The sequence below is a fragment of the Streptomyces sp. NPDC006544 genome, from assembly GCF_040611715.1.
Classification (GTDB): Bacteria; Actinomycetota; Actinomycetes; order Streptomycetales; family Streptomycetaceae; genus Streptomyces.
Genome location: NZ_JBEXOV010000046.1, coordinates 47,474 through 61,092 on the forward strand (window position 1 = coordinate 47,474; position 13,619 = coordinate 61,092).

Sequence of the window (13,619 nt, forward strand, 5' to 3'; positions counted from 1 at the left end):
GTCGTTCCCCTTCCCCCGGGCGAAAAAAGGGGACGGCGGGGCCCCCGGGTGGTGGGAGCACCACCCGGGGGAGCAGGGAGGGAGCCGCCACACCTCGCCCGAGGACACCGGATTCGACCATGCTCGAAGTCGATCGATGGATGACAGCATCAGAGGGGGAGACCCGTGAGTGTGACCGTCAGCGAAGCGAGCGCGGTGCGCGCGTCGTCCTGGTCCGCCTACCGGCCCGGCGGCCTGCCGGACCTGCGCGAGTCGGTTGCTCGCGGCGTGGGCGAGGTGCTGTTCACCTCGTTCGCACGCCGGGACCAGCGCCGCAAGGGCGAGCAGTACCTTGACGGGCTGCTGCGGACGCGCGGCCGCAAGTCCATCCGCAACATCGCGGCCCAGGTGGGTGGTTCGGCCACCGAGCAGAGCCTGCACCACTTCATCAGCAGCTCCACCTGGGACTGGCGGCCGGTCCGCGAGGCACTCGCCGGATACCTCACCCAGTACGCCGCACCGCAGGCCTGGGTGGTGCATCCGCTGGCCATCGCCAAGGCGGGCGACCAGTCGGTGGGCGTGGACTACGGCGTGGACCCCTGCACCGGAGTCTTCCGGGGCCAGCGGGCCTTCGGGGTCTGGCACGCCGGCGAGACGTTCAGCGCCCCGGTCAACTGGCGGCTGTTCCTGCCCGATCTCTGGCTCGGCGACGAGGAGCGGCGACGCCAGGCCGAGATCCCCGACGAGATGGGGCGGGAGAGCCTCGAGCAGTGCGCCACGACCGCGGTCCTGGAGATGCTGGGGTCCTGGCGGGTGCCCGCCCGCCCGGTCGTCCTCAACACCCACATCAACCGCATCGCCGCCACCATGGGGCGGTTCACGGCCGCCGGGGTGCCGGTGATCGCGCGGATCCGGGGCACCGCGCAGCTCATGATGGGCGACCCCGCGCTGCCCGGGTACGACGGAGGGGTCATGGAGGCCCAGCGGATCCTCGCGGGCGTGCGCGGGCTGCGGCGCCCGGTGAGGGCGCCCGGGCACGACGGCGACACGCTGGCCGCCGCGGTCCGGGTGGCCTGCGCGGGCGAACTGCCCACCCACCGCAGGGCCGGCGTCGCCGACGCCGTCGGCGGCCTCACTCTGATCGGGGAGTGGCGCGGCACGCAGGGTCCGCCCACGGCCCTGTGGGTCACCAACGCCACGTCGGCCCCCGCGGAGGTGCTGCTGAGGCTCACCAGGCTCGGTGGAAGGGCCTGCCAGGACCTCGCGGGAGCGGGCGAGGACGTCGGCCTCAAGGACTTCGAGGGGCGTTCCTTCCGCGGCTGGCACCGCCACATCACCCTGGCCTCCGCCGCACACGCCGTGGCGGCCCTGGCGGGGCTGGACGCCGGCCATCCGACGGCGCGTGACCCGAGGGGACTTGACGGACTCCTGGCCACCTGACGTAGTCGCCGACGCGGCGTTGGCGGAGCCCCGCGGATCCCGCACGATTCAAGCCACAGGGCGCTGGGCCGAGACGACTCGAGAGGCCCGAGGGGGGAGTGCAACCGTGACATCCACCGGCCGTACGGGTGGTGACGTCCCGTCGGATGCGACGGGCGTCGAGAGAGTGCCCATCGACCTGCTGGGGCCGTCCGACTCACCCCGTGGCGGGGCCTGCGACGAGAACCACGTCCTCGCCCTGGTCGGGTCCGGAAGGGAGTTCGAAGCCCTTCTGGTGCACCGGCCGACGATGCGCGTCATCGACGGCATGCACCGGCTGTCCGCCGCCCGGCTGCGGGGACATGACACCGTTGCGGTGCGCTTCTTCGACGGCAGCGCCGCGGACGCGTACGTGCTCTCCGTGCAGTTGAACGTCCGGCACGGCCTGCCGCTGTCGCGGGCCGAGCGCCGCACCGCGGCCGAGCGCATCCTGCGCACCCACCCCCACTGGTCCGACCGTGCCATCGCGGAGCGCACCGGCCTGAGCGGGAAGACGGTGGGCAAGCTGCGCGGGCGTGTGAGTGCGGAGATTCCTCAGCCGCACACCCGCGTCGGCCGCGACGGCACCGCGCGTCCAGTCAGCAGCCTCGACGGCCGACTGCGCGCGGCGCACCTGATCGCCACCGACCCCACCGCCTCGCTGCGCGAACTCGCCCGCAGGTCAGGGCTCTCCACCGCGACGGTACGGGACGTACGCGACCGGCTGCGGCGTGGCGAGCCCCCCGCCCCCGAGCGCGGGCGCGGCGCCGAAGGCCCGCACCGGGGGGCCCCGGGGAGCGCGCCGGCCGCCGGGACCCGCGCCGCACCACATGCGCGGCCCGGCGCGCGGCCCGGTGAGGACGGTGGCGAGGCCGGCCCCGACCGGGTGGCCGCGGCCGTGCGCAACCTGCTCAAGGACCCCTCCCTGAAGGGCAGCGAACCGGGCCGGCAGCTCCTGCGCGCCCTGCTCGCCACCGAGCTCACCCTCCTCCAGTGGCAGCGGATCGCGGCCGTTCTGCCCGAACACTGTGCCCCGCTGGTACGTACCGTCGCCGCGCAGCGCGCCGCCGCGTGGAAGGCCCTGGCGGACGCGGCGACGCCACGCCGCGAACGCCGCATGACGGCCTGACCCCCTCCCTGCCTTCTCCTCCCCCCTTTTCCCTTCCCCTTTCCCTTTCCTCTTTTCCTTCCCCTCCTGCGCCGAGCACCGGAAAGGCCCGCGACGCGGGCCTCTCCGGCCTGTCCGCATTCCTGTGCGGTGCCCCATGGGAGATCCGCCGCAGAATTTCCTTCCGTGCGGGGCGGCCTTTGATTAGGCTGCATCGAGTCCGATTCGGAAACTGCTGTGCCGGGCCCCGTACGCGGGCACTGTCCGGCACCCCTCCGGCATCCTCTCCGAGGGGAAGCGTCCCGCTCCGGCCCGCACGCCGGCGAAACGGCCCCGGCATCTTCCGGCAGCCGTCAGTCATTCACAGAGAAGGGGACCTCCGTGTCCGAAACCCTGTCCGAAACCCTGTCCGAAACCGCCACCGGATTCACCGACGCCGCCGAACTGCGCCGAAAGCACCGGGCCGTCGTGGAGCAGTACATGAACACCAAGGGCGAGGACCGCCTGCGGCGTCACGAGCTCTTCACCGAAGACGGCAGCGGCGGTCTGTGGACCACCGACACCGGGTCCCCGATCGTCATCAGCGGGCGCGACCGGCTCGCCGAGCACGCCGTGTGGTCGCTGAAGTGCTTCCCGGACTGGGAGTGGTACAACATCCGCGTCTTCGAGACGGACGACCCCAACCGCTTCTGGGTCGAATGCGACGGGCACGGCCTCATCCGTTTTCCCGGCTACCCCGAGGGCTACTACGAAAACCACTTCCTGCACTCGTTCGAGCTGACGGGCGGGAAGATCAAGCAGAATCGCGAATTCATGAATCCTTTCGAGCAGCTGCGCGCGCTCGGTATTCCGGTGCCGGAAATCAAGCGTGAGGGAATACCGACCTGACGGGTTCTCCGCAGTCGAGAGCCCCGTTCCTCCCACCCAAGGAGAACAGCATGGAAAACGCCCTGCACGCCGATCAGTCCCGGGTCGCGCTCCAGCAGCCCCAATGGAGCGACCCGCTCCAGGTCCAACGGGTCCGCAGGACCCTGGAGGCCCGGCCCCCGCTCGCCCGGGCCGAGGACATCCGTACGCTGCGTTCTCTCCTCGGCCGGGTCGCCACCGGTGACGCCATGATGGTGCAGGCCGGCGACTGCGCCGAGGACGTCAACGAGCACACGCCCGGCTACGTGGCGCGCAAGGCGGCAGTCCTCGACCTGCTGGCGGGCACCCTGCGGATAGCGACGCACCGGCCGGTCGTACGGGTGGGCCGGATCGCGGGTCAGTTCGCCAAACCGCGCTCCAGCCCCACGGAATGGATCGGCGGAGTGGAACTCCCCTCCTACCGCGGCGACATGGTGAACGGCCCCGAGCCGGACGCCGAGAACCGGCGCCCCGACCCGCTGCGCATCCTGGCCGGCTACATGGCCGCCAACGACATCGTGGAAAACCTCGGATGGAAGACGCGTACCGAGGGCCAGGGCATCGAGGCGCCGGTGTGGACCAGCCACGAGGCCCTGCTGCTCGACTACGAACTGCCGATGCTGCGCCGGGACGGGAGCGGCGGAACCTACCTCGGCTCCACCCACCTGCCGTGGATCGGGGAGCGCACCCGACAGGTGGACGGCGCCCATGTCGCGCTGCTCGCCGACGTGTTCAACCCGGTGGCCTGCAAGGTCGGGCCCGGTATGACCCCCGAGGAACTCCTCGCCCTGTGCGAGCGGCTCGACCCCGCCAGGGACCCCGGCCGGCTCACGCTGATCGCCCGGATGGGAGCGGGCCTGGTCGCCGACCGGCTGCCCCCGCTCGTCGAGGCGGTCCGCGCGGCGGGCCACCCGGTGATCTGGCTGACCGACCCGATGCACGGCAACACCGTCACGGCCCCCGACGGCAACAAGACCCGCATGCTGGCGACGATCGTGCGCGAGGTGCGCGGTTTCCAGCAGGCCGTGCTCGCGGGCGGCGGCGTCGCCGGCGGCCTGCACCTGGAGACCACACCGGACGACGTCACCGAGTGCGCCACCGACGAGGCCGCCCTCGCCCGCGTCGGCGAGAAGTACACCAGCCGCTGCGACCCGCGCCTCAACCCGGGTCAGGCCGTCCACGTGGTGTCGGCCTGGAACGGCTGACCCCTTCCCCTCAGGATCTGGAGGCCAGGGCCATGCCCGGCATACCGCCCATCGAACCGTACGCCCTGCCCACCGCGGGCGACCTTCCCGCCAACACCGCCCGATGGACCGTCGACCCGAAGCGCGCGGTCCTCCTGGTCCATGACATGCAGCGGTTCTTCCTCGAGCCCCTCCCGTCCCCCCTGCGCGAGGAACTCGTCGCCAACGCGGTCCTGCTGCGGCAGTGGAGCGCCGCGCGCGGCGTCCCGGTGGCCTACACCGCCCAGCCGGGCGGCATGGACGACGCGCAGCGCGGACTCCTCAAGGACTTCTGGGGCCCGGGCATGCGCACCGACCCCGCCGACCGGGAGGTCGTCGTCGAACTGGCGCCGGGGCCGGACGACTGGCTGCTCACCAAATGGCGTTACAGCGCCTTCTTCCGCTCCGACCTGCTGGAACGCATGCGCGCCGCAGGACGCGACCAGCTGATCGTCTGCGGCGTCTACGCACACGTCGGGGTCCTGATGTCGGCGGTCGAGGCGTTCACCCACGACATCCAGCCGTTCCTGGTGGCCGACGCCGTCGCCGACTTCTCGGCCGAGTACCACGCCCTGGCCCTGCGGTACGCCGCCGAGCGCTGCGCCACGGTGCTCACCGCCAAGGAGGTCCTCGCATGAGCGCGCGGCCGGCGTGGCTCGGCGGGAGCGGCTCCGCCGCGCCGGGGCTCCTCGACCGGATTCTGGGCGAGCAGCCGGGCCCGTTCGCGGTGCTGCACCGTCCCGAGACGACCGGACCCGCCTACCTGGACGTCCTCGTCGGCGAGGTCTCGCAGCCGGATGCCCTGGCCGGGATCCCGCTGCCCGAGGGCCCGCCGCAGGGCGGGGGAGTGCGGCACGACGTGCTCGCCGTCGTCCCGTACCGGCAGATCGCGGAGCGCGGATTCGCCGCTCCCGACGACGGCGCGCCGCTGATCGCGCTGACGGTCACCGGCCAGGAGACCGTACGGGTGGAGGACGCGGTCGCGCGGATTCCCGACGTACCGACCGCACTGCGGGATCCGCACTTCGACGTGAGCGACGAGGAGTACGCCGACACCGTGCGCAGCGTCCTCGCCGAGGCCATCGGCACGGGCGAGGGTGCCAACTTCGTCGTCAAACGGTCCTTCGTCGCCGACATCAGCGACTACGGACACCATCGCGCCCTGGCGCTCTTCCGCCGACTGCTCGCCCGGGAATCCGGTGCCTACTGGACGTTCGTCATCCACACCGGCGACCGCACCTTCGTCGGCGCCTCGCCCGAGCGGCACGTCAGCGTCCGCGACGGGGTCGCCGTCATGAACCCGATCAGCGGCACCTACCGCTACCCCCTGTCCGGCCCCGAACTGCCCGGGATCATGGACTTCCTCGCCGACCGCAAGGAGACCGACGAGCTCTACATGGTCGTCGACGAGGAACTGAAGATGATGGCGCAGATCTGCCCCGAGGGCGGCCGGGTCATCGGCCCGTACCTCAAGGAACTGGGCAGCGTCGCGCACACCGAGTACTTCATCGAGGGACACACCGACCGGGACGTCCGCGAGGTCCTGCGCGAGACGCTGTTCGCCCCGACCGTCACCGGGAGCCCGCTGGAGAGCGCCTGCCGGGTCATCGAACGGTACGAACCGCAGGGCCGCGGCTACTACAGCGGGGTCGCCGCCCTGATGAGCCGGGACGAGTACGGAACCCGGCAACTGGACTCGGCGATCCTGATCCGCACCGCGGATATCTCCGCCGCGGGCCGCCTGAGCATCGGGGTCGGCGCCACGCTGGTGCGCCATTCGGACCCCGCCGCGGAGGCCGCCGAGACCCGGGCCAAGGCCGCGGGTCTGATCGCCGCCCTTCAGGCGCCCGCCGTCAGCCGCTTCGCACAGCACCCCACGGTCCGCGCCGCCCTGGGCAGCAGGAACGAGGCCATCGCCGACTTCTGGCTGAGCGACGTCGGCCAGCGCCTGCGGCCGGCGCCCGAGCTCGCCGGCCGCCGGGTCCTGATCGTCGACGCCGAGGACACCTTCACCGCGATGATCGCCGGACAGCTCCGTTCGCTGGGCTTCGTGGTGAGCGTGCGGCGCTTCGACGAGAGCTACTCCTTCCACGGCCACGACCTGGTGGTCATGGGACCGGGACCGGGCGACCCGACCGCAGGCGACGAGCCGAGGATGCGGCATCTGCGCTCTGCCGTCGACACCCTGCTGAGCGAGCGGCGGCCGTTCCTCGCCGTCTGCCTCAGCCACCAGACGCTCAGTCTGCGGCTGGGCCTGCGCGTGCACCGCAAGGACGTCCCCAGCCAGGGCGTGCAGAAGGCCATCGATCTGTTCGGGTACTCCGAACGGGTCGGCTTCTACAACACGTTCGCCGCCGTGAGCGACGACGATCTCATCGAGGTCGAGGGCGTCGGCACCGTCGAGGTGAGCCGGGACCGGGACACCGGAGAGGTGCACGCCCTGCGGGGACCGCACTTCGCGTCCATGCAGTTCCACGCCGAGTCCGTGCTCACCCGCAACGGCCCGGGCATCGTGGCGCGCGCGGTACGCGACGTCCTGGCCTCGTCCGCCGCGGCCGGACTCCAGGGCCTGTCCGGTCAGCCGAAACCGCGCGTCACCGTCTGACGCCGGACCGACCCGTCCGGTGCCGCCCGGCCCGCCCCCGGCCGGGCCCCGACCACCCTTCGCACTCCGTCCAAGGGGAGAGAGACCCGATGATGCACAGGTACGTCGTAGTGGACGCGTTCGCCGAGGAGCCCCTGCGCGGCAACCCCGTCGCCGTCTTCTTCGATGCGGACGACATCCCCGGCGAGCGCATGCAGCAGATCGCCCGCGAGATGCACCTCTCGGAGACCACGTTCGTGCTCGCACCGCAACAGGCGGGAGACGCCCGCATCCGCATCTTCACGCCCGTCAACGAACTGCCCTTCGCCGGGCACCCGATGCTGGGCACCGCCATAGCGCTGGGCGTGGAGACCGGTCAGGACACGCTCCTGCTGGAAACCCGCATGGGGGCCATCCCCTTCGAACTGGAACGCAGGGACGGAACGGTGGTCGCCGCTCGGATGCAACAGCCCATTCCCACATGGGAGTTGTTCGACAGAGCCGATGAACTCCTGGCAGCCGTCGGCGTGCGGAAGTCGACCTTGCCCGTGGAGATCTACCGCAACGGCCCCCGGCACGTCTTCGTGGGGCTCGACAGCGTCGAGGCGCTGTCCCGGCTCCATCCCGACCACCGGGCGCTCGCCGCGTTCGAGGACCTGGCGGTCAACTGCTTCGCGGGGGAGGGCACGCACTGGCGCACCCGGATGTTCTCGCCCGCGTACGGCGTGGTGGAGGACGCGGCCACCGGCTCGGCCGCCGGACCGCTCGCCCTGCACCTCGGCCGTCACGGACTGATCGCCCCCGGGCAGCCGGTGCAGATCCTGCAGGGCGTGGAGATCGGCCGCCCCTCCCTGATGCTGGCCCGGGCCGAGGGGACGGGAGAGCGCTTCGTCTCCGTCGAGGTGGGCGGCAGCGGAGCCCTGTTCGCACGGGGCACGGCACTCGTCTGACCGGAGCACCCCACGCCCGGCCGGCACACACGTCATCACGGCTACGACACCTCAGGACCACGGAGGCAGCAATGAGTACGACCAGGTCGGAAACGCTCACCGGCACCATCGAGATCAGCTTTCCCGAGTACGACGCACCGCCCCCGAGCCCGGTGGGGATCGTCCGCGACTGGTGGGACACCGCCGTACGCCTCGGCGTACGGGAGCCGAAGGCACTGGCGCTCGCCACCGCCGACGAGAGGGGACGCCCCTCGACCCGGATCGTCGCGGTGAACGAGATATCCGACGAGGGCCTCGTCTTCGCCACGCACGTCAACAGCCAGAAGGGCCGCGAACTCACCGGCAATCCCTGGGCGTCGGGTGTCCTGTACTGGCGCGAGACCAGCCAGCAGATCAGCGTCAGCGGCGCGGTGGAGGTCCTCGGCGCCGATACGGCCGACGCCAAGTGGCTGGAGCGGCCCCTCTTCACGCACGCCGCGTCGGTGACGTCGCGGCAGAGCGAGGAACTGCTCGACATGGCCGCGTTCCAGGCCGAGGTCGCACGGCTCGCGGACGCCGGACCGCTCCCGCGGCCGGCGACCTACGTGGCCTGCCTGCTGCGATTCGACAGCGTGGAGTTCTGGGCCAACGGCGAGAACCGCGTGCATCAGCGCCTGCGGTACGACAGGAACGGCGACGGGTACGCGGTGCGACGCCTCCAGCCGTGACCCGGACCCCAGGGTCCCCTACGGGCGTGCCGAAGGGTGCCGCTCCGCTGCCCGGCGGAGCGGCACCTTTGCGTTGCCGAACGGCGCCGGGCTCCCGCACGGCCCCGCCGAGGCCCTCGCGGATGACTTGACATAGTGAGGTGCGGCCCATCGCCAGACATCGTCCGCACGCGCAGAATTCACTGAGTGAACGAAGAGTCCGAGGAAACAGGGAAATCCGGACCGGGCGATGCCGAGGAGATAGCGGCGGCCTATATCGCAGCGTGGCGAGGAAAGGAATTCGATGCCTTGAGGTCGCTCTTGGCGGAAGACTTCTCGTACACGGGGCCGCTGGCGACTCTCGACGATCCGGACCAGTGCAGAGAATCACTGGAGCGTATGGCGCCCGTGACGACGGATCTCGTGGTGGAACGGGTCTTCGCGTCGGAATCCGACGTCGTCACCTGGTTCACCCTGCACACCACCATCGCCCGTCCCACTCCCGTCGCGAACTGGATCCATGTCGAGGACGGAAAGATCAACAGAATTCGAGCGGTCTACGACCCGCGCGCTCTGATCTCCGGCTGACTTCCCACCGAATTTCCCACTGCTATGAGGATGCGAGTTTCGATGAGCACAGAGCGCGAGAGAGCACACGAGCCCGAAGAGCTGGCCCGGCTGTGGGTGGAGCGCGCCAACGCGGCCGACGCCGAGGGCATGGCCGCCCTCTACGAACCGGACGCCGTCATGGCCTTCCCGATCGGCCAGGAGCACCACGGCCGCGACGCCATACAGAAGGCGTTCGAAGGGATGCTGGCGAAGTTCTCGTACTTCCCGATGGAGACGTCGCTGCCCACGCTGCGCCGGGGCGACATCGCCCTGACGTCGAGCGTCCCGCAGGACAACAGCCGGGGCCGCTACCAGGTGGCGCGGCGGCAGCCCGACGGCACCTGGCTGCGGCTCCTGCACTCGTCCGGCTACTTCGGCGAACCCAGCTGACCCTCCCCAGCGCCGGCTGGCCCCCCTCGGAAAGGAAGCAGTGCGATGAGCGCGAGCGTTGTGCCCGCCGATGCCTACACGACAGGTCTGCTGAGCAAGGACCTGCCCACTGAACTGGAGCGGCTCCAACTCCTGGAGAAGACATACGACCCGGGCACCGTACGGGCCTTGGGCCGACTGCCGATGCGGCCGGACTGGCGGTGCCTGGAACTGGGCGCCGGTGCGGGCTCCATCGCGTACTGGCTCGCCGAGCGGGTGCCCGACGGCTCCGTGCTCGCGCTGGACATCGACCCCCGGTTCATCGACGGCGACCGCGCGCCCCACCTGGAGGTGCGGGGGTCCGACCTGACCACCGACGACTTTCCAGCCGGTTCCTTCGACCTGATCCACGCCCGCGCGGTGTTCATGCACCTGCCGCGGCGCGAGGAGATCGTCGAACGCGTGATGCGCTGGCTGGCACCCGGCGGCTGGCTGGTCCTCGAGGACGTCCACTTCCTGCCCGCGGCCGACTCCGCGTACCCGGCGTGGCGTGAGGTCCACGGCGCGTACCTGACGGCACTCGCCGGTCAGGGCATCGACCTGTCCTGGGCGCGGCGCATCCCGGCCCGGCTGGAAGCGGCCGGCTGCGACTCCGTGGGCGTCTCCGTCACGCCGGGCGGTCTCGGCGTGGACGAGGTACAGGACCGGCTTCTGGCCACCCGGCTCGTCCAGAGCGGCCCGCGACTGGTCGACGCGGGTCTGGTGACCGCGGAACAGGTGGAATCCGCGCAGGCCCTGGTCGCCAGTGGGCCGGCGCCGGACGTCTCGACGTTCGTGTATTCCGCATGGGGCAGGAAACCCCCGCGCTCCGGCCACTGACAGTTTCCCCCTCCCGCCCGGCGTCCCCGCGGACGCCGGAGCATCTCCCCGAAGTGATCCCCCTGACGGCGGTGTGAAAGTCATGAGTTCCACTCGATCAAAAGCAATCACGGACGATTCCGTCCCCCTGGTGGCGAAGAAGGTATCGGCCACGGCAATCGCCTGGCTCGCGTTCACGACCATGTTCGTCATCGGAACCGACACCTTCCTCGTCGCTCCGATGCTGCCCGTGCTCTCCCGCAGCTTCGACGTCTCCACGAGCATGTCCGGCTGGATGGTGAGCGCCTACGCCCTCGGATTCGCCCTCTTCGCGCTGGTGGCGGGCCCCCTTTCGGACGGCAGGAACCGGCGCAGCGTGCTCCTCCTCGGATTCGCCGGATTCGCAGTGGCTACGGCTCTCTGCGGAGTGGCACCCAACTTCTGGGGCATGATCGTCTTCCGCGTGCTCGCCGGCATGTCGGCCGCCCTGGTCACCCCCCAGCTGTGGGCGTCCATCCCGGTCCTGGTGCCCGCCGACGCCATCGTGAAGACCATGGGCCTGGCGGGCGCCGGCATGTCCATCTCGCAGGTCGTCGGCGTCCCGGTCGGCGGCTGGCTGGCGGCCAGCTCCTGGCACGTGCCGTTCTTCGCCGTCGCCGGTCTCTCGGCCGTCGTCTGGCTCGTGCTGTTCCGGGTCTTCCCGTCGGTACCCGCCGCGCCGTCGGCCGGAGGCGGCTTCTTCTCGATCTACGCCGGACTGTTCCGCTCCCGCACCTTCACCTGGTACCTCCTGGGGTATCTCGCCTACCAGACCGGCGTGTTCGAGACGATCTCGTTCATCGGGTCCTGGCTCTCCCGGGACTTCGGGCTCGGTGTCACCGCGATCAGCAGTGCGATGATGGCACTCGGTGTGGGCATGGCGATCACCTCGATCTTCGGCAGCCACCTCATCAAGCGGCTGGGCGAGCAACGCACGCTCGCCTACGCCTTCGTGGCGCTCATCCTCATCTACGGCGCCGTGCCGTTCGCCCCCAACCTGGCGACCGCGATCACCGGACTGGCCCTCGGCTCCGTCGTACTCGGCCTGAACTACCCGATCTTCATGGCCATGTTGCTCTCCCGCACCACCGCGGCACGCGGCACGGTGTCCTCCCTGGCCACGACGGCGCTGTACCTCGGGACCATGATCGGAGGCTTCGTGGGCGGCTCCCTGCTCTCCGCGTTCGACGGCTTCCACGGGGTCTCCGGATTCACGGTGGCGTGCCTCGTGATCTCCGCTCTCGTCTTCGCCGGAACCGGGGCCTTCCGGTCCGCGAAGCCGGAGCCCGCGGAGGCCTGACCGGGGCCCCGCCCGTGGCCGCCCGTGGCTGTGGAACGCGTGCCCCTCAGAGGGAGGGCGCGCCCCACGGCCGCGGGTCCGCCCGGTGCGACGGCGCGTACCGCCGGCCCGAAGACGCCCATCACCCGCGGGACCAGGGGGAGTTCATGAAAGGTGCCACGCGGCGCGAAGCAGCCGGGGGGCAAACCGCCGCCGAGGACCTCAGAGCCCTGTGCGACCCGCTGTTCGCCTCGCTGACCCGCAGCGACCAAAGGGCCCGGGCCGCCGAGTACGTCGAAGGGCTGCTCGTCACCGAGGGGCGCAGGTCCTTCCGCAACATGGCGGCGTGCCTGGGGCACGGGACGGCCCTGGAGCAGCGGCTGCACCACTTCGTCAGCTGCTCCACCTGGGACTGGATGCCGGTCCGCCGCGCCCTGGCCGCCCGGGCCGCGGCCGTCGCACCTCTCGACGCGTGGGTGCTGCGCCCCATGCTCACGCCGAAGGAGGGTGACGACATCGCCGGCGTCCACCGCCGGTACGTCCCCGACCTCGGGGCCGTGCGCAACGTGCAGTACGCCGTAGGACTGTGGTCCGTGTCCGGGGCCCTGTGCCAGCCCGTCAACTGGAAGTTGCTGCATCCCGGTTCCCCTGACGCCTGGACGGATCGCCCGGGAGGGCGGCCCGCTTGCGGGTGGAGCCGTGCGCGGACCCCGGCGCAGTGCGCGATGGGGGTGTACCTCGACCTGCTGGACGGTCCGGGGCGGCGTCTTCCGTCCGGGCCGGTGGTGATGGACGTCGACGGAGTCGACGTGATCGACGCGGTCAGGCGCCTGCGCGCCGCCCGGTTGCGGTTCCTCGTCAAGGTCAGCCGGGCCGTCCCGCTCGGCCTCCTCGCCCCCGCGCCCCTCCCCGGCGCGGAGGACCTGCTCCTCTTCGGCTGCGGGACGGGCGGCGGGGCCGGCCCCGACGAGGTGTGGCTCACCGACCTGCTGGACGCCGGTCCCGCGGAGCTGGTGGCCCTGGCGGCGTCGGCGCGCACGGTCGAGGAGACCTTCGCGCGGGTCACCGACCCGCTCGGCGCCCGGGACTTCACGGGCCGCACCTTCGAGGGCTGGCACCGTCACCTGACGCTCGTGTCCGTGGCCCACGCGGCTCGCACGACGGCCCCGGGCCCGGGCCCCTCCCTCACGACGGAGTCCGTTCTCCTCCCCGGCGATGTCGAGCGGGTACGCCTGGCGTGATCCGGGGCGCGGTGCCGCACGGCGGCATACCGCGGCGTACCCGACCGCTCGTCGGCCGCTGCCCGCTGCCCGCTGCCCGCGGCTTGTGCAGACCTGCCCGCTGACCGTCACCGCCCGCTTGCCCGCTTGCCCGCTCGCACCCCGTACCGCTTGCCCGGCGGGGGCGCCTTCGCGCGATCAACGCTTCCTTTCCAGTGGTTCCACCAGATCCTCTACCGGACTCTTCAAGGAGTGCCATGTCCCGCCGTCTGTTCACCTCGGAGTCCGTGACCGAAGGTCACCCCGACAAGATCGCCGACCAGATCAGCGACACCATCCTCGACGCGCTCC

General features: G+C 71.3%; 14 protein-coding genes. All 14 read left to right on the plus strand.

Features of this window, described 5'->3' with window-relative positions; translation table 11 throughout:
* Positions 1-165: 165 nt before the first annotated feature.
* Positions 166-1,419, plus strand: a complete 1,254-nt coding sequence (locus ABZY44_RS21515; RefSeq protein ID WP_356656143.1) for a transposase — start codon at positions 166-168, stop codon at positions 1,417-1,419.
* Positions 1,420-1,525: 106 nt separating this feature from the next.
* Positions 1,526-2,566, plus strand: a complete 1,041-nt coding sequence (locus tag ABZY44_RS21520) for a hypothetical protein (protein ID WP_356656145.1) — start codon at positions 1,526-1,528, stop codon at positions 2,564-2,566.
* A 360-nt stretch (positions 2,567-2,926) separates the two neighbouring features.
* Complete coding sequence (locus tag ABZY44_RS21525) at positions 2,927-3,433, plus strand: PhzA/PhzB family protein (RefSeq protein ID WP_356656147.1); 507 nt, start codon at positions 2,927-2,929, stop codon at positions 3,431-3,433.
* A gap of 50 nt (positions 3,434-3,483) precedes the next feature.
* Complete coding sequence (locus ABZY44_RS21530; protein WP_356656149.1) at positions 3,484-4,656, plus strand: 3-deoxy-7-phosphoheptulonate synthase; 1,173 nt, start codon at positions 3,484-3,486, stop codon at positions 4,654-4,656.
* 32 nt (positions 4,657-4,688) lie between these two features.
* Positions 4,689-5,312, plus strand: coding sequence for an isochorismatase family protein (locus tag ABZY44_RS21535; RefSeq protein WP_356656151.1), 624 nt, complete (start codon positions 4,689-4,691; stop codon positions 5,310-5,312).
* Entirely contained in the window at positions 5,309-7,279 is a 1,971-nt protein-coding gene (locus tag ABZY44_RS21540; protein ID WP_356656153.1) for an anthranilate synthase family protein, read from the plus strand. Before ABZY44_RS21535 ends, ABZY44_RS21540 begins: the two co-directional genes overlap by 4 nt.
* 89 nt (positions 7,280-7,368) lie before the next feature.
* On the plus strand, positions 7,369-8,208 hold the full coding sequence (locus tag ABZY44_RS21545; protein WP_356656155.1) for a PhzF family phenazine biosynthesis isomerase: 840 nt from the start codon (positions 7,369-7,371) through the stop codon (positions 8,206-8,208).
* 71 nt (positions 8,209-8,279) lie between these two features.
* Positions 8,280-8,915: a phenazine biosynthesis FMN-dependent oxidase PhzG gene (gene phzG / locus ABZY44_RS21550; RefSeq protein WP_356656157.1), complete on the plus strand. Its 636-nt coding sequence runs from the start codon at positions 8,280-8,282 to the stop codon at positions 8,913-8,915.
* Positions 8,916-9,101: 186 nt separating this feature from the next.
* Positions 9,102-9,482: a nuclear transport factor 2 family protein gene (locus tag ABZY44_RS21555; protein ID WP_356656159.1), complete on the plus strand. Its 381-nt coding sequence runs from the start codon at positions 9,102-9,104 to the stop codon at positions 9,480-9,482.
* Positions 9,483-9,524: 42 nt separating this feature from the next.
* The gene (locus tag ABZY44_RS21560; protein ID WP_356656161.1) at positions 9,525-9,893 is read left to right on the plus strand and encodes an SgcJ/EcaC family oxidoreductase; all 369 of its coding nucleotides are present in this window, start codon (positions 9,525-9,527) and stop codon (positions 9,891-9,893) included.
* Positions 9,894-9,938: 45 nt separating this feature from the next.
* On the plus strand, positions 9,939-10,751 hold the full coding sequence (locus tag ABZY44_RS21565; protein WP_356656163.1) for a methyltransferase domain-containing protein: 813 nt from the start codon (positions 9,939-9,941) through the stop codon (positions 10,749-10,751).
* A gap of 130 nt (positions 10,752-10,881) precedes the next feature.
* Complete coding sequence (locus tag ABZY44_RS21570) at positions 10,882-12,069, plus strand: MFS transporter (protein WP_356656165.1); 1,188 nt, start codon at positions 10,882-10,884, stop codon at positions 12,067-12,069.
* Between the two features lie 146 nt (positions 12,070-12,215).
* Positions 12,216-13,289 carry a transposase gene (locus ABZY44_RS21575; RefSeq protein ID WP_356656167.1) on the plus strand — a complete coding sequence of 358 codons (1,074 nt, stop codon included), beginning with the start codon at positions 12,216-12,218 and terminating at the stop codon, positions 13,287-13,289.
* 236 nt (positions 13,290-13,525) lie between these two features.
* Positions 13,526-13,619, plus strand: a 94-nt coding sequence (locus ABZY44_RS21580; RefSeq protein ID WP_170814730.1) for an S-adenosylmethionine synthetase N-terminal domain-containing protein, incomplete at its 3' end; no start/stop codon positions are given.

Bases quoted from the DNA above. Each gene is read 5' to 3' on its own strand.
- ABZY44_RS21535 (WP_356656151.1), top strand. From the start codon at position 4,689: ATGCCCGGCATACCGCCCATCGAACCGTACGCCCTGCCCACCGCGGGC.
- ABZY44_RS21560 (WP_356656161.1), top strand. From the start codon at position 9,525: ATGAGCACAGAGCGCGAGAGAGCACACGAGCCCGAAGAGCTGGCCCGG.
- ABZY44_RS21545 (WP_356656155.1), top strand. From the start codon at position 7,369: ATGATGCACAGGTACGTCGTAGTGGACGCGTTCGCCGAGGAGCCCCTG.
- phzG (WP_356656157.1), top strand. From the start codon at position 8,280: ATGAGTACGACCAGGTCGGAAACGCTCACCGGCACCATCGAGATCAGC.
- ABZY44_RS21565 (WP_356656163.1), top strand. From the start codon at position 9,939: ATGAGCGCGAGCGTTGTGCCCGCCGATGCCTACACGACAGGTCTGCTG.
- ABZY44_RS21530 (WP_356656149.1), top strand. From the start codon at position 3,484: ATGGAAAACGCCCTGCACGCCGATCAGTCCCGGGTCGCGCTCCAGCAG.
- ABZY44_RS21540 (WP_356656153.1), top strand. From the start codon at position 5,309: ATGAGCGCGCGGCCGGCGTGGCTCGGCGGGAGCGGCTCCGCCGCGCCG.
- ABZY44_RS21575 (WP_356656167.1), top strand. From the start codon at position 12,216: ATGAAAGGTGCCACGCGGCGCGAAGCAGCCGGGGGGCAAACCGCCGCC.